At 65.7% G+C, this 19330-nt stretch carries 20 protein-coding genes; 2 read left to right on the forward strand and 18 right to left on the reverse strand.

Annotation, left to right across the window (positions count from 1 at the left end; genetic code table 11):
* Positions 1–16 precede the first annotated feature (16 nt).
* From C8J30_RS06050 to C8J30_RS06060, 3 genes are all read right to left on the reverse strand, one after another.
* Positions 17–1843, reverse strand: coding sequence for a DUF294 nucleotidyltransferase-like domain-containing protein (locus tag C8J30_RS06050; RefSeq protein WP_110804821.1), 1827 nt, complete (start codon positions 1841–1843; stop codon positions 17–19).
* A gap of 157 nt (positions 1844–2000) precedes the next feature.
* Positions 2001–3956: a MacB family efflux pump subunit gene (locus C8J30_RS06055; RefSeq protein WP_110804822.1), complete on the reverse strand. Its 1956-nt coding sequence runs from the start codon at positions 3954–3956 to the stop codon at positions 2001–2003.
* A gap of 1 nt (position 3957) precedes the next feature.
* On the reverse strand, positions 3958–5127 hold the full coding sequence (locus C8J30_RS06060) for an efflux RND transporter periplasmic adaptor subunit (RefSeq protein WP_181420794.1): 1170 nt from the start codon (positions 5125–5127) through the stop codon (positions 3958–3960).
* A 222-nt stretch (positions 5128–5349) separates the two neighbouring features.
* On the opposite strand from C8J30_RS06060, the gene C8J30_RS18565 reads away from it, so the two are divergent.
* On the forward strand, positions 5350–5508 hold the full coding sequence (locus C8J30_RS18565; RefSeq protein ID WP_181420795.1) for a hypothetical protein: 159 nt from the start codon (positions 5350–5352) through the stop codon (positions 5506–5508).
* Here the strand turns inward: C8J30_RS18565 and C8J30_RS06065 are convergent, their stop codons facing one another.
* From C8J30_RS06065 to ffh, 11 genes are all read right to left on the reverse strand, one after another.
* Positions 5509–6318: a division plane positioning ATPase MipZ gene (locus C8J30_RS06065; RefSeq protein ID WP_110804824.1), complete on the reverse strand. Its 810-nt coding sequence runs from the start codon at positions 6316–6318 to the stop codon at positions 5509–5511.
* A 290-nt stretch (positions 6319–6608) separates the two neighbouring features.
* Entirely contained in the window at positions 6609–6830 is a 222-nt protein-coding gene (gene rpmE / locus C8J30_RS06070; protein WP_013066106.1) for a 50S ribosomal protein L31, read from the reverse strand.
* Positions 6831–6841: 11 nt separating this feature from the next.
* The gene (gene rplS, locus C8J30_RS06075; protein WP_110804825.1) at positions 6842–7216 is read right to left on the reverse strand and encodes a 50S ribosomal protein L19; all 375 of its coding nucleotides are present in this window, start codon (positions 7214–7216) and stop codon (positions 6842–6844) included.
* A 268-nt stretch (positions 7217–7484) separates the two neighbouring features.
* Positions 7485–7970 (reverse strand): hypothetical protein, encoded by a 486-nt coding sequence (locus C8J30_RS06080; protein ID WP_220033701.1) that lies wholly within the window; start codon positions 7968–7970, stop codon positions 7485–7487.
* A 95-nt stretch (positions 7971–8065) separates the two neighbouring features.
* Positions 8066–8914: a tRNA (guanosine(37)-N1)-methyltransferase TrmD gene (gene trmD / locus C8J30_RS06085; RefSeq protein WP_110805020.1), complete on the reverse strand. Its 849-nt coding sequence runs from the start codon at positions 8912–8914 to the stop codon at positions 8066–8068.
* Between the two features lie 41 nt (positions 8915–8955).
* Complete coding sequence (locus tag C8J30_RS06090; RefSeq protein ID WP_110804827.1) at positions 8956–9771, reverse strand: hypothetical protein; 816 nt, start codon at positions 9769–9771, stop codon at positions 8956–8958.
* Complete coding sequence (gene rimM, locus C8J30_RS06095; protein ID WP_110804828.1) at positions 9771–10280, reverse strand: ribosome maturation factor RimM; 510 nt, start codon at positions 10278–10280, stop codon at positions 9771–9773. Before rimM ends, C8J30_RS06090 begins: the two co-directional genes overlap by 1 nt.
* Before the next feature lie 76 nt (positions 10281–10356).
* Positions 10357–10707: a 30S ribosomal protein S16 gene (rpsP, locus tag C8J30_RS06100; protein ID WP_055211875.1), complete on the reverse strand. Its 351-nt coding sequence runs from the start codon at positions 10705–10707 to the stop codon at positions 10357–10359.
* 44 nt (positions 10708–10751) lie between these two features.
* Positions 10752–11048, reverse strand: coding sequence for a chorismate mutase (locus C8J30_RS06105; RefSeq protein ID WP_110804829.1), 297 nt, complete (start codon positions 11046–11048; stop codon positions 10752–10754).
* Complete coding sequence (locus tag C8J30_RS06110; RefSeq protein ID WP_110804830.1) at positions 11045–11578, reverse strand: GNAT family N-acetyltransferase; 534 nt, start codon at positions 11576–11578, stop codon at positions 11045–11047. The genes C8J30_RS06105 and C8J30_RS06110 overlap by 4 nt, the downstream gene beginning before the upstream one ends.
* Before the next feature lies 1 nt (position 11579).
* Positions 11580–13088, reverse strand: a complete 1509-nt coding sequence (gene ffh, locus C8J30_RS06115; RefSeq protein WP_110804831.1) for a signal recognition particle protein — start codon at positions 13086–13088, stop codon at positions 11580–11582.
* A gap of 254 nt (positions 13089–13342) precedes the next feature.
* Between ffh and C8J30_RS06120 the strand changes: the two genes are divergently transcribed.
* Positions 13343–14233 (forward strand): LysR family transcriptional regulator, encoded by an 891-nt coding sequence (locus C8J30_RS06120; RefSeq protein ID WP_110804832.1) that lies wholly within the window; start codon positions 13343–13345, stop codon positions 14231–14233.
* A 49-nt stretch (positions 14234–14282) separates the two neighbouring features.
* On the opposite strand, the gene C8J30_RS06125 is transcribed toward C8J30_RS06120, so the two are convergent.
* Genes C8J30_RS06125 through C8J30_RS06140 form a run of 4 tightly spaced genes read right to left on the reverse strand, consistent with a single transcriptional unit; the run spans position 14283 to position 19044 of the window.
* Complete coding sequence (locus tag C8J30_RS06125; RefSeq protein WP_110804833.1) at positions 14283–15440, reverse strand: OpgC family protein; 1158 nt, start codon at positions 15438–15440, stop codon at positions 14283–14285.
* The gene (gene mdoH / locus C8J30_RS06130) at positions 15433–17238 is read right to left on the reverse strand and encodes a glucans biosynthesis glucosyltransferase MdoH (protein ID WP_110804834.1); all 1806 of its coding nucleotides are present in this window, start codon (positions 17236–17238) and stop codon (positions 15433–15435) included. The genes C8J30_RS06125 and mdoH overlap by 8 nt, the downstream gene beginning before the upstream one ends.
* A gap of 4 nt (positions 17239–17242) precedes the next feature.
* Complete coding sequence (locus C8J30_RS06135) at positions 17243–17443, reverse strand: hypothetical protein (RefSeq protein ID WP_110804835.1); 201 nt, start codon at positions 17441–17443, stop codon at positions 17243–17245.
* Positions 17440–19044: a glucan biosynthesis protein gene (locus tag C8J30_RS06140; protein WP_394341914.1), complete on the reverse strand. Its 1605-nt coding sequence runs from the start codon at positions 19042–19044 to the stop codon at positions 17440–17442. The genes C8J30_RS06135 and C8J30_RS06140 overlap by 4 nt, the downstream gene beginning before the upstream one ends.
* Positions 19045–19330: the final 286 nt, after the last annotated feature.

The following is a 19330-nucleotide window of genomic DNA, read 5'->3' on the forward strand; positions in this document are numbered from 1 at the left end:
GCCCTCAGCTGCCCCCTCAGCTGACCGCCGCGCGGCCGTGGCCGATCGCGGATTGCATCGTGCGCACCACCACGAAAGCATCGCGCAGGTGCGAGCGTTCCAGATCGCTCAGGTCCGAGGGGGCGAGGAAATTGTCCGCCGGCCGCCCGGATTTGATCAAGAGCGCCTGATTTTCCAGCCGCATCGTCGCGATCAGGTCATAGGCCTCGATCAGATCGCGCGCGCCAGCGGCCGAGACCACCCCGGCTTCCTCGGCCGCCTTCAGCCGGGCGCGGGTGTTCGAAGGCACCAGCCGCCCCTGCAGCGCATAGATCCGGGCAAGGTCCACCACCGGCACCACCCCGTTCATCTTCATGTCGATGTGGTTCCTGTGCTCGCCCGAGCGGATCGTGGCGAAGCTGCGAATGAGCCCGAGCGGCGGCGCATGCTTCAGCGCAGCCGCGGTCATGTGCATGACAAAGACCGAATTCTGCGCCGCCATCGCCAGGGTTTCGGCGCGCAGATCCTCGAACATCGCGATGCCGCCGCCGCCGATCGGGCGCAGGTCGAACATGACCGAGGCCAGCATCTGCGCCTCGGGATCGGGTCGCGAAATCCAGCCCGCGAAATAGTCGCGCCAGACCCGCAGCGGCTGACACCAGCGCGGATTGGTCGCCATCATCTCGCCCGGGCAATGCGCATAGCCGCAGGCATGCAGCCCGTCGCAGACGATCTTCGCCAAGGCGCGGAAATAGTCCATGTCCGCGGTCGTCGCGCGATCATCAAGGATCAGGCAGTTGTCCTGATCGGAGACGCTGCTTTGCTCCTGCCGCCCCTGCGAGCCGCAGGCGAGCCACAGATAGGGCACCGGCGGCGCCCCCAGCGTGCGTTCCGCCATCACCAGCAGCCGCCGCGTCACCGCATCGGCAATGTCGGTGATCAGCCGCGTCACCACATCGGGGCCGTGATGGCTGCCGATGAGCTGCACCAGCAACTGCGGGATGCGCGCGGTCACCGCGGTCATCTCGGCCAGCGTCTCGGCCGAGACCACGTCGCGGATCAGCATCGCCGAGGACACGGCCTGAAACCGCGTCAGGTCGGTTTGCGTGATCATGCCGACAAACTTGCCGTTCTCGGTGATCGGCAGATGGCCGATGCGGCGCTCGAGCATGATATGCAGGATGTCGGACCCCAGCGCCGTGGGCGGCAGGCTGACCGGGTTCGATGTCATCACCCGCGCCACCGGAAGATCGAGCGGCTGCGCCTCGGCGAGGATCTTGTTCGACAGATCACGCTGCGTGACGATGCCGAGCAGTTTCTCGCCCGGCTCGACGACGCCCAGCGAAGACACATGCGCATCGCGCATCATCCGCGCGGCGTCCAGAACCGTCGTCTCGGGCGTGCAGGCGAGCGGCTTGCGCGCCACCAGATCGGCCACCTTCTGCGTCGCGATATCGGTCGAGACCTTCTCGCCGCGCTTCCTGTTGAAAAACCGCTCGAACGCCGGATAGGTCTCGATCAGCCGCTTGAAGGTCGGCGTGGGCAGCACCAGACAGATCGTCTGCTCGCTGGCCTTCGCCTGCGTCGCAGCCAGCCCGTCGCGCAGGATGCCGCGTTCGCCGAACGAATTGCGCGGACCCAGCAGCGAGACCAGCCCGCCATTGCCATCGGTGATTTCCACGGCACCCTGTTTCACCAGATAGAGCCCGCCGATCGGGGTCTGATAGACATAGATCAGCGAGCCCGGGCGGAACTCCATCCGGCGAAAGGCGGCGGCAACGGTTTCGAGTTCCTCGCGCGGCAGGGTGTCGTAGGGGTGGACCGTCTCCAGAAAGGCGATATGTGCCTCGCGATCGGTTTCCATGACGTCTTCCTTGACTGAGAGACAGCCTTTGCGGAACGGCGGGTGAGGGGCGGCCGTCCCCGGCGCAGCGGCACCTGCCGCCACGTCATCCATCCTGCGCAAAGATCCCGCCCTTCGCCAGAGCGATTCCGGGGCCGGGCCAATTCGCCGCGTCTTCTCAGTCCCTTGCGAGCGCCTCGACAGGGTCGAGCCGGGCTGCCGCGCGGGCGGGCAGGAAGCCGAAGCTGACCCCGATCAGCGAGGAGCAGAGGAACGCCAGCGCCGCCACCGGGGCCGAGAATGAGAGTTTCATCGCGGTCTGGAAGGCGTTGAAGGTCGAGCCTGCTACCAGTGCAAGGGCAACGCCCAGCAGCCCGCCCAGAAGGCAGATCAGCACCGCCTCGATCAGGAATTGCGCGACGATATCGGACCGCCTTGCGCCGACCGCGACCCGCACGCCGATTTCCGCCGTGCGTTCGGTGACCGAAACCAGCATGATGTTCATCACCCCGATGCCGCCGACCACGAGGGAAATCAGTGCGATGGCGGCGACAAGGATCGTCATCGTCTGCGTCGTCTGGGTGATCGTGTTGCGGATCGTGTCGGCGTTTTGCAGGAAGAAATCCTTCTTGCCGTGGCGTTGCTGGATCAGCGCCGAAATCTGTCCCTCGGCATCGGCCATCGTCGCGGTATCGGCCACTTTCACCGCGATCGAGTTGATCGTGTTCGAGCCGGTGATCCGAACCGCCGCCGTGCTGAAGGGGGTGAAGACGCGCACCTGCGTCGGCCCGAAACCGGAGCTTGTCGCCTCGACCCGGCCGATGATGCGCAATGGCACCTTGCCGATCAGGATCGTTTTGCCCAGCACCGGGCCGCCTTGCGGGAAGAAGGCTTTATATGCCTCGGCATCGAGCACGGCGACCTGGGCGCGGGCGTCGATCATCGCCTGATCGATCAGCATGCCCTCGCGCAGGGTCAGACCGCCGACGTCGAAATAGCCCGCCGAAACCCCGCGCAGCGAGACCGAGGTGGTGGTCGCGCCCAAGGTGGCGGATTTTTGCGTGCTGATCTCGGGCGAGACCGAGGCGGCAAAGGGTTGCGCCGCCAAGGCCACCGCATCGGCCACGACCAGCGTGCGGATGCGGCTGGCCATGCGGTCGCCAAAGCCGGTGCCGGGGCGGATGGTGATGGTGTTGGTGCCAAGCGCGGAAATGCCCGAGAGCACCTTTTCCTGGCTGCCCTTGCCAAGCGCCACCACCGAGACGACCGAGGCGATGCCGATGATGATGCCGAGCATGGTCAGGAAGCTGCGCAGCCGGTGCGCGGCCAAGGCCCGCACCGCCATCCGCGCGGCCTCGACGATGCGCCCGGCGAAGGCGGCGCTGCCGCCGCGGGCGGTCTCGGGGCGCTCAAGGGCCGCGGTCGGGGTCTCGGGCGGGCCGGGGCGGCTGTCCGACAGGATCGCGCCGTCACGGATCTGGATGATCCGACTGGCGCGGGCCGCGACATCTGGATCGTGGGTGATCACCACGATCGTATGGCCGCGCGCATGCAGGTCGTCGAAAAGATGCAGCAGTTCCGTGCCCGACACGCTGTCGAGCGCGCCGGTGGGCTCGTCGGCGAGGATCACCTCGCCACCGTTCATCAGCGCGCGCGCGACCGAGACCCGCTGCTGCTGCCCGCCCGACAGCTGCGAGGGGCGATTGTGCAGCCGGTTGCCAAGGCCGAGCCGGGTCAGCAGCGCCTCGGCCCGGGTGGCGCGGCGCTCGCCCTCGGTGCCGGCATAGATCGCCGGGATTTCCACGTTGCCGAGGGCCGAAAGCGAGCCCAGCAGTTGATAGCGCTGGAAGATGAAGCCGAAATGCTCGCGCCGGAGCTTGGCGAGCGCGTCACCGTCGAGCCCGCTCACGTCCTGCCCGTCGTAGGCGTAAGTCCCGCGGGTCGGATGGTCGAGACAGCCGATCAGGTTCATCAGCGTCGACTTGCCCGAGCCCGAGGCGCCGACGATGGCGACGTAATCGCCGCGCCAGATATCCAGATCGATGCCCTTGAGCACCGAGACCGCCTCGTCGCCGATCACGTAATCCTTGCCGATGCCGCGCAGGCGGATGATCGGCTCGCCGCGCGCGCCCATCTCAGAACCCCATCATCGGCGGCCGATTGCGGCGGCCCGTGTCGGAATTCGCCGCCGAGATCGAGGGCAGCACGACCTCGTCCCCCTCGTTCAACCCGGTCACCTCGGCCAGCGTGTCGGTCATCATGCCAACGCCGATCTTGCGCGTCTCGCTGCGCCCGGTCGCGGGATCGTAGACCTCCACCTCGGCCTTGCCGCCCGCGACGCGCGGGATCGTCGTCACCGGCACCGTCAGCACGTTCTTGCGCGCATCAAGGGTGATCGTCACCTCGGCCGACATGCCGATGCGCAGGATGCCCTCGGGGTTATCCACGTCCAGAAGCGCGTTGTAATAGATCGCCTCGTCGGTATCGATCGTGTCCGAGGTCTCGATGCTGGCGGGCGCGGGTTCCAGCGCCCGGAGCCGCGCCTCGAACGGCTGGGTGAGCGACGAGTTCAGGGTGAATGCCGCCGCCTGACCCGGTTTCACCGCCACCACATCGGCCTCGGAAATCTCGGCCTTCACCACCATCCGGTCGAGCTGCGCCAGCTTCACGATCGTCGGGCTGGAGGTGTTGGCGTTCAGCGTCGTGCCTTCCTCGGAGACGATCGCCACCACCGTCCCCGAAATCGGCGCCGCAATCCGCGTCCGTTCCAGTTCCGTCTCGGCCGAGCTCAGCGTCACCTGCGCCTCGTCGAGCTGCGCCCGAAGCCCCTCGAGCTCGGCCTTGGCGACATCCAGCGTCGCCTCGGCGGTCTCGCGGGTCTCGTCCGAGCTCAGCGCCTTCGAGTTCAGCGTCTTCTGCCGCGTCAGCGACAGTTCCGCCACCCGGATCGAGGCTTCCTTGGCCTTGATCTGCGCCTGCAACTGCTTCAGCGCCGCTTCTGCCCGGGCGACATCGGCGCGCTGATCGGAGCTGTCGATCTCGGCGATCAGATCACCCTTTTGCACCCGGTCGCCCAGCGCCACGGCCAGTGTCCGCAACTGCCCCGAGACCTGCGCGCCGACCGAAACGAGCTGCGCCGCCTCGATCGTGCCGCTGGCCAGAACCGTTTTCGACAGATCCGCGCGCGTCACCGTGGCGGTCGAAGGCGCCTGCGGTTCCTCGGCCGAGCCAAGCTTCCAGGCCGTGCCCCCTGCCGCCGCCAGCAGCACCACGAGGGAAAGGGCAATCAGGTTTTTCTTTCGCATCGGTCCCGGTCCAATCGACGCCATCGCGGCAGTCCTGTGTTCCTTACGCACGAGATAGGGGTTTCCGGCGTTTGTCATCGCCCCGAAAGCACTGCCGGATCCCCGATCACGGGATCGTGTGCCATCAAGCTGACGCGAAGGGCCGCGCTCTCTCCCTTCTTGAGTCACGCTTTGGCCGCAAAGCGGGAGCAGATCGGGCAGACAAACGGACTGGAGACCAAAATGGCACGCAAGCTCATGGCCCTGATCGCGAAACTGCGCGGTTCCGAAGATACGGTGTTCGCGCATCGTGTGTCGATGCTGGCCGAAGCCGTCACGCCCGGCCGCCTGCACGGTCCGCTTTCGCCGTTCCGCTTCGTGGCGCAGCGTCGCGCAGTCTGATCAGAAATCCACCGTCACGCCGGGCAGGTTGAGGTCGCGCACCAGATCGCGCAGCTCCTGCCGGGCGGCGATGTTCGAGATGTTCAGGTTCTCGACGCCGAGATCGCGCAGATCGAGCAGCGTCATGCCGCGCGGGAACAGCTCGCGGAAGATCACCCGCTCCGAAAACCCGGGCGCGACGCGAAAGCCGATGCGCTTCGACAGCTGTTCCAGCGCTTCCCCCACCTTGCGCTTGTTGTGCGCCTGCTGCGAGCTCATCCGGTTGCGCAGCACCAGCCAGTCGATCGGCTTCAACCCCGCGCGGGCGCGCAGCTGCCGTGCCGACCAGACCATTTCCGAATAGATCGACGGCCCGGTGACCTTGGAGGTCTCGGGATCGATCCGGGCGAGCAGGTCGAAGTCGATGAAGCTGTCGTTGAGCGGCGTGATCAGCGTGTCGGCCAGAGAATGCGCCACCTGGCTGAGACGCGTATGCGAGCCGGGGCAGTCGATCACCACGAAATCGCAGATCGGGTCCAGCTCGGCCACGACCGAGGATAGCCGGTGGTCATAGGGGTTCTCGCCGGGGGCGAGCGTCGCCGCATCGGCCTCGGGCAGTTCTCGGTATTCGGGCGAGGGCAGATCGAGCCCTTCGCGCGCCATGTAGGCCAGGCGATTCTCGACATAGCGGCCGAAGGAGCGTTGTCGCAGGTCAAGGTCGAGCGCGCCGACCTTCTTGCCCATGCGCGCCAGCGCGGTCGCCACATGCATGCAGGTGGTGGATTTGCCCGAGCCGCCCTTTTCATTGCCGACAACGATGATATGCGCCACGTCAACACCCCGTTCAGCGGCCCTGTCTCGGGGCCTTCGCGTTTATAGGACGCTCCGGCTACCGAAGGAAGCGCGCAGGCGCAAGGGGGGAGGCGCAAAGGGTTTGAACGGTCGTGGGTGTGTTTCGCCTCGGCTGGCGCCGAGGCGACCCGCGGGGGGCTGCGCCCCCCGCACCCCCGCGCGTATTTTGCCAAGGAAAACCGGGGCTCTTGGCACGGCCCCGGCGGGGGATGCAGGCGAAAAGCAAAAGGGCGCCCGAGGGCGCCCTTTCGGAACGATCACGCGGCAGCTCAGAAGCCGAGGCCAGCGTATTTGTTCTTGAACTTCGACACGCGGCCGCCGGTGTCCATCAGCTTGGCCGAGCCACCGGTCCAGGCCGGGTGCGCCAGCGGATCGATGTCGAGCGCCATCGTATCGCCTTCCTTGCCCCAGGTGGACTTGGTCAGATACTCGGAGCCGTCGGTCATCTTGACGGTGATGAAGTGGTAATTCGGGTGGGTATCGGCTTTCATCGTCCCGCTCCTTATTCGGCTTTGGCTTTGTAGTTGGTGACTTCGGCGATACGAGCCGATTTGCCGCGACGCGAACGCAGGTAGTAGAGTTTCGCACGACGGACGCGACCGCGACGCACCACTTCGATGCTGTCGATGTTGGTCGAGTAGAGCGGGAACACGCGTTCCACGCCTTCGCCGAACGAGATCTTGCGCACGGTGAACGAGGCCGCGATGGTGGCGCCGCCCTTGCGAGCGATGCAGACGCCTTCGTACATCTGCACGCGCGAGCGGGTGCCTTCGGTCACTTTGTAGCCGACGCGCACGGTGTCACCGGCCTTGAAGTCGGGGATGGTCTTGCCGAGGGCGGCGATCTGTTCCGCCTCGAGTTGTGCGATCAGGTTCATCGCAAATCCTTTCGTTGCTTGCGGTTATGTCCGCAAAGGTGTCGCCGCCCGAGAGCTCCGGTCTTCGCTCGGGTCCGCGCCTGCTCTCGCAGGGGCGCCCGCCGGAGGATCGTTCGTCCTGTTCAAGCCCCGTCCTGAACCCCATGCTGCAACCGAAGCAGGCCGCCGCAGGCAAAGGAAAAGGGTCCGAGAGCCGATTCCGGTCCGGACCCGCGCGGCATACGGGGAAAAGGGCAAGGGATCAAGGGGGAAGTGGGGGGGGCCCGCCTCAGCCTTGCAGCGCGAGGAAAAGATGGCGTTGCGGATCGAAAATCGCGACATGCGCCGCGTGGTCAAAGGCATTCATCAGCTTTGCGCGCTCAAGATAGCTGAAAGGATCGGGGGCCCGCGTCGCCGCCTTGATCTCGTCGCCCCAGCATTCCATCGCATTGGACAGCACGCGTCCTTCGATCGCCATTTCATCCACCCGCTGCTCGATCTGGGTCCGGCTCCACGGTTCGAAGTGGGCCAGCAGGGTCGGAGGTTCAAGGCCGGGCCTGGTTTGATAGACCGTCACGACGCAGACGGCAAATTCCCTACCGCTTGCCAACATCGTCATCTCATGCGCATCGCGCCCCGAGACGAACTGCGGGGCAATATCCTTTCGCAAGCACTCGGACAGCAGAAGCAGCGACAAAGTCGCCAGACATCGCAAAATCACCGTGCCCCTTTCATCTTGCCCAAAATACCTCGGGGTGAGATGGGGTCGCGCCACCTTCCGGTGGAAGGTGGCCCCATCGAACGGGCTGCCCGTGGCAGCCCTGGGGGGCAGCGCCCCCGGCGGGTCGCCTCGGCGAAGCCGAGGCGAAATCACTTGCCGAACTTCTCCCACAAATCCGGCCGTCGTTCCCGTGTCAGGGCCTCACTCATCTCCCGGCGCCAGTCGGCGATCTTCTTGTGGTTGCCCGACATCAGCACCTCGGGAATCGCGCGGCCCCGCCATTCTGCGGGGCGCGTATATTGCGGATGCTCCAGAAGCCCGTTCGAATGGCTTTCCTCGGTCGCGCTCTCAGAGTTGCCCAGCACCCCCTCGCGCAGCCGCACCGTGGCGTCGATCACCACCTGCGCCGCGATCTCGCCGCCCGTCAGCACGAAATCCCCGATCGAGACCTCTTCGACGCCATAGGCTTCCAGAACCCGCTCATCGACGCCTTCGAACCGCCCGCAGAGAATCGTCACGCCCTGTGCCGCGGCCAGACGCCGCGCGTGGCCTTGCGTGAAGGGCTTGCCGCGGGGCGACATGTAGATCACCGGCCAGTCGGCGCGATCGGCGGGCGTGCCCGCCGCGGCATGGTCAAGCGCCGCCGCCACCACATCGGCGCGCAGCACCATCCCGGCGCCGCCGCCCGCGGGCGTGTCGTCGACGTTGCGGTGCTTGCCAAGACCGAAGGGCCGCAGGTCGATGGTTTCCAGCCGCCACAGCCCGGCGTCATGGGCCTTGCCGGTCAGGCTCAGCCCCAGAACGCCCGGAAAGGCCTCGGGGAAGAGCGTCACGATCTTCGCCGTCCAGACGCCCGCGACGGTCTCGACCTCGGCCATCAGATCGCGCGGCGTCACCTTGCCCGACAGCGAGGTCACCACCGCCCGCCGCCCATGCGAGCGCGCAGGCGCGACCTCGGGCGTTTCCGCCTCGACCAGTTCCGCCGTCGTCAGCTTCATCGCGCCCTTGCGCGGCGGCGGCGGGGTGTCGTCGGTGTCACTCATGCCTCGTCCTCTTCGCTCATCGTCTCGGCGCCCGCCTCGGCCAGAAGCGCCCGTTTCGCCGCGGCCAGCTCCGCCTCGCCCAGGCCCTGACGGTTCAGGGCCAGAAGCGCCTCGGTCACCGCGCGGGGGGGCGAGACATTGCGGCGAAAGACCGGTTGAAACGCCGCGCGCTGCTCGGGTGTCAGCGCCAGAAAGTCGAGAAACGGCTGCCCGGCGCCAAAGGGCAAGCCGTCAAAGCCCGACAGGTCCTGCGTCACCAGCTTCACCCCCGCCAGATTGCGGCGCAGGATGTCGAGCTGTTCCCCCTGCGAGACCCGGTTCATCCGCGCCCGGAAACTCTCCAGATCCTCGGTGAAAGGGATGGGCTGATCCTTGCGGACCTGATGCGCCCAAAGGCTGTCGACCCAGGGCCCCTGCGCCCGGGTGGAGAGATAGAGCGTCACCTGCACCGGCCAGTCGAAATGGGCAAACCCGGCAATCAGCGCACGCAGGATCGCCGCCGCATCGGGGTAGGGGGCGGGGGTCACGCCGCGCGGCATCGGGCCGAGCAGGTTCTCGGACGAGATCAGGATCCGCCGATTCGGCCCCAAAGTCATCGTGCCGAGAAACGCCCGCATCGCGGCGGTGATCGCCGCAAGCGACGTGGCATCGCGGTCATAGTGATGCGCGAAGACCGCATGGGCGACCTCGCGGATGCGGCCCGGAAGCACCAGCGCCGCCCGCGGCCAGATCAGTTCGCGGTTTTCGTGCAGGAACATCTGGGCCGAGGAGGTCCCGGTCTTGTGAAACCCCAGATGCAGGAAGACCTGCATCACTCGAGGTCCTCGGGCGGGTCGGCGATGATGCGCCCCGCGGTCAGATCGACGGTGGGCACGACGGCGCGGGTAAAGGGCAGCATCAGCGTCGTCTTGCGCCCCGGCGCGTGGATTTCCAGAATGTCGCCCGCGCCGAAATCGAGCACGGCGCGGACCGTGCCGATCAGCGCCCCGCCGGTGTCATGGACCGGCAGGCCGATCAGATCGGCGTGGTAAAACTCGTCATCGGGCAGATGCGGCAGGCGCGCGCGATCGGCCCAGAGCGTCGCGCCTTTCAGCGCGTCGGCCTCTTCCTTGGTGGCGATGCCTGACAGCCGCGCCCCCAGACCGCCGGTGACCGGACGGGTCAGCTTGACGGTGAAGCTGCGGGCACCGTCTTCGGAATAAAGCGGCCCATAGGCGGCGATGTCCTCGGGCGTCGCGCAGAAGCTTTTCAGCCGCACCTCGCCCTTGACGCCAAAGCCCCCGGCGATGGCACCGACGCAGACACGATCCGTTTTCGACATGATCCCCCTCCAGACGACGGCAGGCCGGACATCGCTGCCCGGCCCGCATGAGAGCCCGAACCCGGGACTCCGAAGATTATTCTTCGGTTTTGGCGGCTTTGGCAGCCTTTTCTTCAGCGCGTTTCTTCGCTTTCGCGCCCGGCTCGGCTTTCTTCATGTTGGCGCGCTCGGCTTTCGGCATCGCGCCGGCGGCTTCGAGGAAGCGGGCCACGCGGTCGGTCGGCTGCGCGCCCTGGGCGAGCCAGTATTGCACGCGCTCCATGTTCATCTTGACGCGGTCTTCGCTGTCCTTGGCGAGCAGCGGGTTGTAGGTGCCCAGCTTTTCAAGGAAGCGGCCGTCGCGCGGCATGCGCGAGTCCGAGGCAACGATCGCATAGTGCGGGCGCTTTTTCGAACCACCACGGGCGAGACGGATTTTCATGGCCATGCTATTTCTCCTTCAGATGGCTGTGAGCGGGCCTTGCGGGCCCATCATTTCTGGAACGACGTGTGATGCCGGATCACTTCCGAGATCACGAAAGACAGGAATTTGCGGGCGAATTCGGGGTCGAGATCGGCCTCTTTCGCCAGTTGTTGCAGACGTTCGATCTGCTGGGCCTCCCGCGCGGGGTCCGAGGGCGGCAGGTCGTGTTCGGCCTTGAGCTTGCCCACCGCCTGCGTGCGCTTGAAGCGCTCGGCCAGCGTGAAGACGATGATCGCGTCCAGCCGATCGATCGAGGCGCGATGTTCGCGCAGCAGTTCCGCGGCGCGGGCGGTTGCATCGCTCATGCCAGATCCTCCGGTTTGCGGTGACGGTAGACCAGCACCGGCTTGTCCTCGACGCGGCGGGCCTCGGGGTCGAGTTCGGCGCCCAGACGTTCGGCGAGCCGGATCGACCGGGCGTTTTGCGGGTCGATATAGCTGACCGCGGTCGACCATTTCAGGGTGCGGAAGGCGTGATCGAGCGTGGCTTTCGCCGCCTCGGTCATCAGGCCCTTGCCCTCGTGCTCGTCCGACCAGAGCGTCCAGCCGATTTCATATTCCGGCCAGTTGATCGGCGCCCAGGGGCCGGTCATGCCGATGGCGGCGTCGCTGTCATGGGTGGTGACGACGAAGCTGCCCCAGCCGCGCATCACCCAATGGCCGATCACGCCCGACCAGGCGCGCCAGGCGAGCGCCTCGTCGGCCTCGGAGGGGCGGATGAACCGGCTGCGATCGGACAGGAAAAACTTCCGCCACGCGGCGAAATCCCGCCCGCCCGGCGCGCGCAGCACCAGACGAGAGGTCTCGATCACCGGCGTGGGGGACAGCGCGACCATGTTACTTCTTCTTGCCCATGCCAAGGCCAGCCAGCCCCGGCGGCAGCTTCAGACCGCCCAGACCCGGCAGCGCGCCCGGCAGGCCCTTCATCTCGGCCATCGCCTTGGCGGCTTCTTCCATCTTCGCCGGGTCCATCTCGTCCTTGCCCGGAAGGCCGCCGAACTTGCCCTGCATCGCGGCCATCGCCTGTTTCAGCATGCCGCCCTTCATGTTGCCGAGCTTCTTCATCGTGTCGGCCATCTGCCGGTGCATCTTCAGAAGCTTGTTCAGCTCGGCCACATCGACGCCCGCGCCCGCGGCAACGCGGCGCTTGCGGCTGGCTTGCAGCAATTCGGGATGCGCCCGTTCCTTTTTCGTCATCGAGCTGATCATGGCGATCTGACGGCGGATGGTGCGATCGTCGAACCCGGCCTCTTCGGCCTGTTTCGCCATCTTGCCCATGCCGGGCATCATGCCCATCACGCCCTGCATCCCGCCCATCTTCATCATCTGTTCAAGCTGGGACTTCATGTCGTTGAGGTTGAACAGGCCCTTCTGGAACCGGCGCATCATGCGCTCGGCCTGTTCTTTCTCGAAGACTTCCTGCGCGCGCTCCACAAGGGCAACGATGTCGCCCATGCCAAGGATGCGGCCCGCGATCCGCGACGCCTCGAAGGTTTCCAGCGCGTCCATCTTTTCGCCAAGGCCGACGAAGCGGATCGGCTTGCCGGTGGTGGCGCGCATCGAAAGCGCCGCACCGCCGCGGCCGTCGCCGTCCATCCGCGTCAGCACGACGCCGGTGATGCCGATCTTGTCGTCGAATTCCTGCGCCACTTCGACCGCGACCTGACCGGTCAGGCCATCGACGACCAGAAGCGTCTCGCGGGGCGAGACCGCATCGCGGACCTGCTGGACTTCGCCCATCAGCACTTCGTCGATATGCAGTCGGCCCGCGGTATCGAGCAGGTAAACGTCATAGCCGCCCATCGCGGCCTGAGTCTTCGCCCGCTTGGCGATCTGCACCGCGGTTTCGCCCGGAACGATCGGCAGCGTGTCGACGCCGATCTGCGTGCCGAGAATCGCCAGCTGCTCCATCGCGGCCGGGCGGTAGATGTCGAGGGAGGCCATCAGCACGCGCTTCTTTTCCCGCTCTTTCAGACGGCGGGCGAGTTTCGCGGTGGTGGTGGTTTTGCCGCCGCCCTGCAGGCCGACCATCAGGATCGGCGCGGGCGGGTTGTCGATCTTCAGCGCATCGGCGGCCTCTTCGCCCGAGAGCATCGCGACGATCTCGTCATGGACGATCTTCACGACCTGCTGACCGGGGGTGATCGATTTCGTCACCTGCGCGCCGGTCGCCTTGGCCTCGACCTTCTTCACGAACTCGCGCACCACGGGCAGCGAGACGTCAGCTTCCAGAAGGGCGGTGCGCACTTCGCGCATCGCCACCTTGACGTCTTCGGCCGTCAGCGCGCCCTGTTTCGTCAGCCGCTCGAACACCCCGCCAAGGCGTTCGGAAAGAGACTCGAACATGTTGCCCTCCTGCGCCGCGATTGCGGCCGATCAACGACAAGCGCACCAGTGGGCGCAACGCGCTGACTGGTGGCGATCCTTGCACCCGCAAGGACCGGAGGAACCGAACCTCCGGGGAATCTGGGGTGCACTACGCGAAAAGGCCCGGGGAGTCAACGTCCTCTCCTTGGGCTTGCTCCCCCGCGGCGATCTGCGTACTTGCACAAGATAACAAAATACACATGCTGGGGGCATGTTCGTTCATGGGTGCACAAATGCGCTTCGAGAACTGGGACGAAATCCGGACCGCCTATCAGGTCGCCCGGATGGGGACTGTGTCAGGGGCTGCGGAGGTTCTGGGCGTTCACCACGCCACGGTGATCCGCCATGTCGATGCGCTTGAGACGCGCCTTGGCACGAAATTGTTTCAACGCCATCCACGAGGATACACGCCGACCGAGGCGGGGCAGCAATTGCTGGCCGTCGGTCAGGCGACCGAGGATCAGTTCGCGCAACTCGCCGCCCGGATTGCCGGGGCGGGCGAGGAGATGCGCGGCGAGCTGATCATCACCTCATTGCCTGCGCTGGCCGCGCTGGTGATGCCGGCGATGGCGGAATTGATGCGGGCGCATCCGGCGCTGGTTTTGCGCTACATCACCGATCCACGGGTGTTCCGTCTGGAATATGGCGAGGCGCATGTGGCGATCCGCGCCGGGGCGCGGCCGACCGAGCCCGACAATGTGGTCAGCCAACTGGGCGTGAACCGCACCGCGCTTTATGCGGCGCCGGAATATCTGGAACGGCACGGGCGTCCGAAGGGGGCGCAGGATCTGGCGGGGCATCGCTTCGTCGGTCCTGACAGTCGTGAAAGCCGGGCGCCGTTCTTCCGGTGGCTCGCGGGGCAGGTGCCGCCCGAGGCGATGGTCTTCATGGCCAACGAGATGGCCTCGCAGCAGGCGGCGATCGAGGCGGGGCTGGGGCTTGGCTTCCTGCCGGTGCTGCAGGGCCGCGCGATCCCGCGTCTGGTCGAGGTGGTGGCGCCGATGGCGGAATGGGACAGCCCGTTCTGGCTGGTGACCCATGTCGATCTGCATCGCACGCCAAAGGTGCAGGCGGCGCTGAAAGCCCTGCGCTCGGCCGCCGTGCGGCTGGATCCGGGGGTTTAGCGAAACAGCCGGACGGAAAACGCATGGCATTCTCCGTCCGGCTTCGGTTTCAGTCGTTCGCGGCCTTCGGCGCCGTCGGATGCGGCTTGATATATTCCCGCACGGCGGCAAAGGCCCATTGCACGGTCAGCCCGCCGAGGATCAGCACGCTGTCCTGCCAGAAGCCGGCCGGATGCGAGGCCTTCACCGCTTGGCTGAAGATCGCCAGCACGGTTCCCAGCGCAAAGACCTGCAGCCCCTGCTTGCCCATCGTGCGGATCGGTTTCACCCAGCGCGACGCCGCGATTGCCGGGATCAGCCACGGCAGCGACAGCATGTAGCCAAGCGCGAGGAAGTGGCTCAGACGCGGGCCGGAGACATAGGTCTTGTCGAAATCGACGATGAAGCGCGGCACGCCATATTGCAGGATCTGCCAGATCACATGGCCGAACTTCGCCTGCAGATCGGGCGATTGTGCCCAGAAGGCGCTGAAGGCCAGCCAGATCACCGCGGGCACCATCATCCACTTCCACACCGGCACGAAGCGCTCGCCCCGGCGCAGGAACAGCCCGGTCAGGATGCCCAGCGAAAACAGAAGCTGCCACGAGAACGGGTTGAAGAACCAGCCGCCGTCGAACGGGTAATTCGGCAGATCGAGCCCGGACCAGCCCGCAAAGGCCCAAAGCCCGACGGTAAAGGCCAAAAGCCCCATCGGTTTCTTTTGTCCCAATCGGATCAGGAACGGCGCCCAGAGCAGCAGCACCGCATACATCGGCAGGATGTTCACATAGCCCAGCTGATGGCCCAGCGTCGCGATGCCGACAAGGAAGGCGAGGGGGGTCTCGGTCAACGGCGCGAAGGCATTGTGCTTGAGCATCTCGCCGCCGCCGAACCACAGCGTCGCGCCCGAGGCGATCGCGATCGCCCAGGCCGAGATGAAGATATGCACCAGATAGAGAAGCCAGGCCCGGCCCCAGCATTTGCGGATGCCGGGCCAGTTCAGCCCGTCCTTGATCTTCGGCCCGTAAGCCAGCGCCGCCGCGCAGCCCGACATGAAGACGAAGCCCTCGGCCGCGTCCGACAGACCATAATTGCGCGAGGTGAAGTTCTCGTAGATCGTCCCCGGCACGTGGTTCATGTAGATCATCACGAGGCTGACGCCCCGGAAGAAATCCAGCCGGGGGTCGCGGGCGCCGCTTGGAAGCGGTGCGTGGGTGTGATCAGCCATGATGCGCGGACAACTCTTTCTTCGGTTGTCGCGCGTCTTGTTCCTGTTCGGCCTCTACGTCAAGTGCCCAACGATTGAGCACTTCGTCATGCAGCTTCACCACGGCCGGCTTCGCATATTCGCTCGGCACGCCCATCAGCCGCGATCGCGACGGCCGCGAGGACCACGACAGGATCACCGGCGAGAAGACCATCGGCAAGCCGACGGGCAGCAGCCACAGCAGCAGGCCGGGGGCGAAGAACCAGGTCGTCAGCAAGCCGACAAGGCCGATCGTGACGATCCAGTGCGAGGCGGCAAAGCTGTCCTTGAGGCTCAGCGTGCCGTCGCCGCGGTTGTTGGTGGGCCAGCCACCGTCGCGGCCCATCACCACCTGCATCACCGAGCGGGTCGAATACATCAGCAGAACCGGGGCGGTGATGGACGACAGCGCAAGTTCCGACAGCGTCGAGGCGAAGGCGAGGATCGGTCCCCCGAAACCTTTTGCCGCACCCGTCACCGACATCCGCAGGGCAATAAGAACCTTCGGCAGGAACAGCAGACCGAAGATGCCGATGGCAAGGCTGATCGCTTTCGAGGCCTCGGACGGCGGGAAATAGGGAATCGGCCAGTAGGGCGTCGGGAAGTAATCCGGCGGCGGCGCCATCAGCGGCGCGGCGATCGAGGCGAGGATGAAACCGACCCAGAACAGCGGCGCGATATAGGCCATGATCCCTTGCGAGAAGACGAAGCGCGACCACATCCGCAGGCCGGGGGCGCCGATGATCCGGCTGTGCTGCAGGTTGCCCTGACACCAGCGACGGTCGCGCTTGGCGTGATCGACGATGTTTTCCGGGCCTTCCTCGTAGCTGCCGCCCAGATCGTCATCAAGCCGCACGATCCAGCCTCCACGGGCGAGCAGGGCGGCTTCGACGTAGTCGTGGCTCATCACGTGACCGCCGAACGGCGGCTTGCCTTTGAGTGCGGGCAGGCCGCAGCTTTCGGCAAAGGCGCGGGTGCGCACGATGGCATTATGGCCCCAGAACGGGCCGGTTTCGCCCTGCACCATGGCCAGACCACGGGCGAAGACGGGCGAGAAGAAGGCGGCGGCAAATTGCATCGCCCGGCCAAAGCGCGAGCGGGCGCGGATCACCTTGGGCAGGGTCTGCAACAGACCAAGACGCGGCTCGGCCTCCATTCGGCGGACCATCTGCAGGATCGTCTCGCCTTCCATCAGACTGTCGGCGTCCAGGATCACCGCATAATCGTAGGCCCCACCCGAACGGGTGATGAAATCCTCGATGTTGCCCGCCTTCTTGCCGGTATTCAGCTCGCGCCGCCGGTAGAAGAAGCGGCCGATCGCATTCCGTTCCGCCACCAGACGCGCGAAGATCAGCTTCTCGCGCGCGGCGATCAGATCGTTGCGGGTGTCGGAGAGAACGGCGAAATGAACCTCGGCCGTGTCGCCCGTCGCGGCCAGCGAGGCATCCATCGCGGCGATGCGGGCAAAGGTCACCAGCGGGTCTTCGTTATAGACCGGGACCAGCACGACGGTGCGGCCCTTGATCGGCGCTTTCGGATCGTATTTCGGCGGCCGGGCGCGGCTGGGCAGGCCGATCATCGCCACGGTTGCCCCCAGCGCCAGCCATTGCGTCGAGATCAGGATCAGCACCGCTCGCGTCACATCCAGCGCGTCGATCCCGTCGACCGAGCCGAACTGCAGGAACAGGATGAAGGCGCCGATCCCCGCCAGCAAGCTGAAGGCGATGGCAAGAAAACGCAGGGCATAAAGCCCTGCGCGTGAGGCGAGCGAGAGCGCCATGATCTCAGTGGCCGGTGCCGGCAGGCGCCGCCTGCAGATGCAGGCCGGTCAGCAGGCGGCGGATCAGGCCACTTTGCTGCTCGATCACCTGATGCGGCATCGCCATCGGCGCCACCGGAAGGGCGCAGGGGCCTGCGATCAGCGCATCGGGCGACAGCACGGCTTCGGACGCGAGCGCAGAGAGGGAGGAGGTATGCGCGGTCATGCGTGGATCCATTGATAGAGCCAGGTTTCGGTCAGTTTGCGACCATATCCAGCGATATGGGCAGCCAGTTCGACAGTGTCACCCCCGGTCGGCTTCACATCCATGACAAGACGCCAGATTCCGTCGGTGGTGTTGCGGGAAAGCACTTTCGTCACGATTTCGCCGTTCCAGGCGTTGGCAACGATGGTCAGGTTCTCGGCCTCGTCATGGCCGAGGCTGTCCATCAGCCCGCCGACGAAGTCGATCACGAACTTGCGGGTGCCATCGGTATTCTGCACGCCGGAAACGCCACCCTCGCCGGTGCGGGTTTCCTTGACATGGGCGCGGTCGTCGAAATCTTCGAATTCGATGTCGCCCCAGCGCAGCCGATAGCTGAATTCGCGGCTTTCGCCCGCCTTCGCCTCGGCATCGGGGATCCAGAACGCCACGATGTTGTCGTTCACTTCGAGATCCGAGGGGATCTCGACCAGACGGATCACGCCCTTGCCCCAGTCGCCCACGGGTTCGACCACGCAGGAGGGACGCTTTTCGTAATGCGCCGCGTCGTCCTGATAATGGTCGAATTCGCGGTCGCGCTGATAAAGACCGAAGGACTTCGGCGCGGTTTCCGAGAAATAGGACGAGGCCAGCCGCGGCGGGTTCGCCAGCGGACGCCACAGGATGTCGCCATCGGCGCGCACGATGCCCAGACCGTCGCTGTCATGCACGTTCGGCCGGTAATCGTCGAATTTCGCCCGGTTGCGTTCGGCAAAGAGGAACATCGAGGTCAAGGGCGCAATGCCCAGCTGTTCGATATCGGCGCGGAAGAACAGACGCGCGGTCACATCCATCACCGTCTCGAAGCCCGGACGGATCACGAATTGATAGGCGCCGGTCAGCGAGGCGCTTTCGAGCGCGGCCCAGACCGTGATCGTCTCGCCGCCCGGCTCGGGGCGCTGGATCCAGAAACGGGTGAAGCGCGGGAATTCCTCGGCCACCGACAGGCCGGTGTTCACCGCCAGCCCGCGCGACGACAGGCCATAGGCCGAGTTGCGGCCAAGCGCGCGGAAATAGGACGCGCCCTGGAAGGCCACGAGTTCGTCGAAGACATCGGGGCGGTTGAGCGGCGTGTGCAGGCGGAAGCCCGCAACGCCCGGCAGCGCGACGTGCAGCGGAACCTTGTCGCGGCTTTCGCGCTCGTAGATGAAATCGTCGGTGTCAAAGCCCATCGGCAGCGTCTGACCACCCACGACTTCGTTCAGCAGCACGGGTTCCTTGAACAGCCAGCCCATATGGAAGGCATGCAGCTGGAAATGCGTCCGCTCGACATCGGCAAACCGGGCTTTCGCCGGGTTGAAGCGGATCAGCCGATAGAGGTCATAGGTGAGCTGGTTCAGGAAGCTGTCGGGCAGCGTCAGCGGCGCATCGGGACCGGCGGCAGCAAGGGCGCGCATCTCTTCGGCGAGCGTGTCGAAGCTGAACGGTTTCTGCGGCGCGGCAGCAGGCGCGTCGATCGGCGCCGGGGGCGTCGTTTCCTGCGCATAGGCGCTGCGCGGCACCGCCCCCGTGCCCGCCAGAATGGCAGCCGAGGAGAGCGTCACCAGAAGGTGGCGGCGAGTCATCATGATGGAGGCTTCGTTACGGCTGGAGGGCATCTGTTTTCTATGCAAAGTCAGATAGTTCCAAAGGCCGCGCAAGGGCGTCCCTATTTGCCGTTTCTATAGTCACAGTGCTGAAAAACTGGCAAGAGAGTTTGCGTAACAGATGTGTCAAATGGGCGCCGTTATGCCGGTTTTGGCGCAAAGTTGCGCAACTCGGGCCGCATCCGGCATGAAGTTGCGCATTCTGCGCAAAACTCGCGGTTTTTCCCGGTTTCGATACATCTTTTATCGCGATCCGGCCCCGCTT

Source organism: Rhodobacter viridis (genome assembly GCF_003217355.1).
In the GTDB taxonomy this organism is placed as follows: domain Bacteria; phylum Pseudomonadota; class Alphaproteobacteria; order Rhodobacterales; family Rhodobacteraceae; genus Rhodobacter; species Rhodobacter viridis.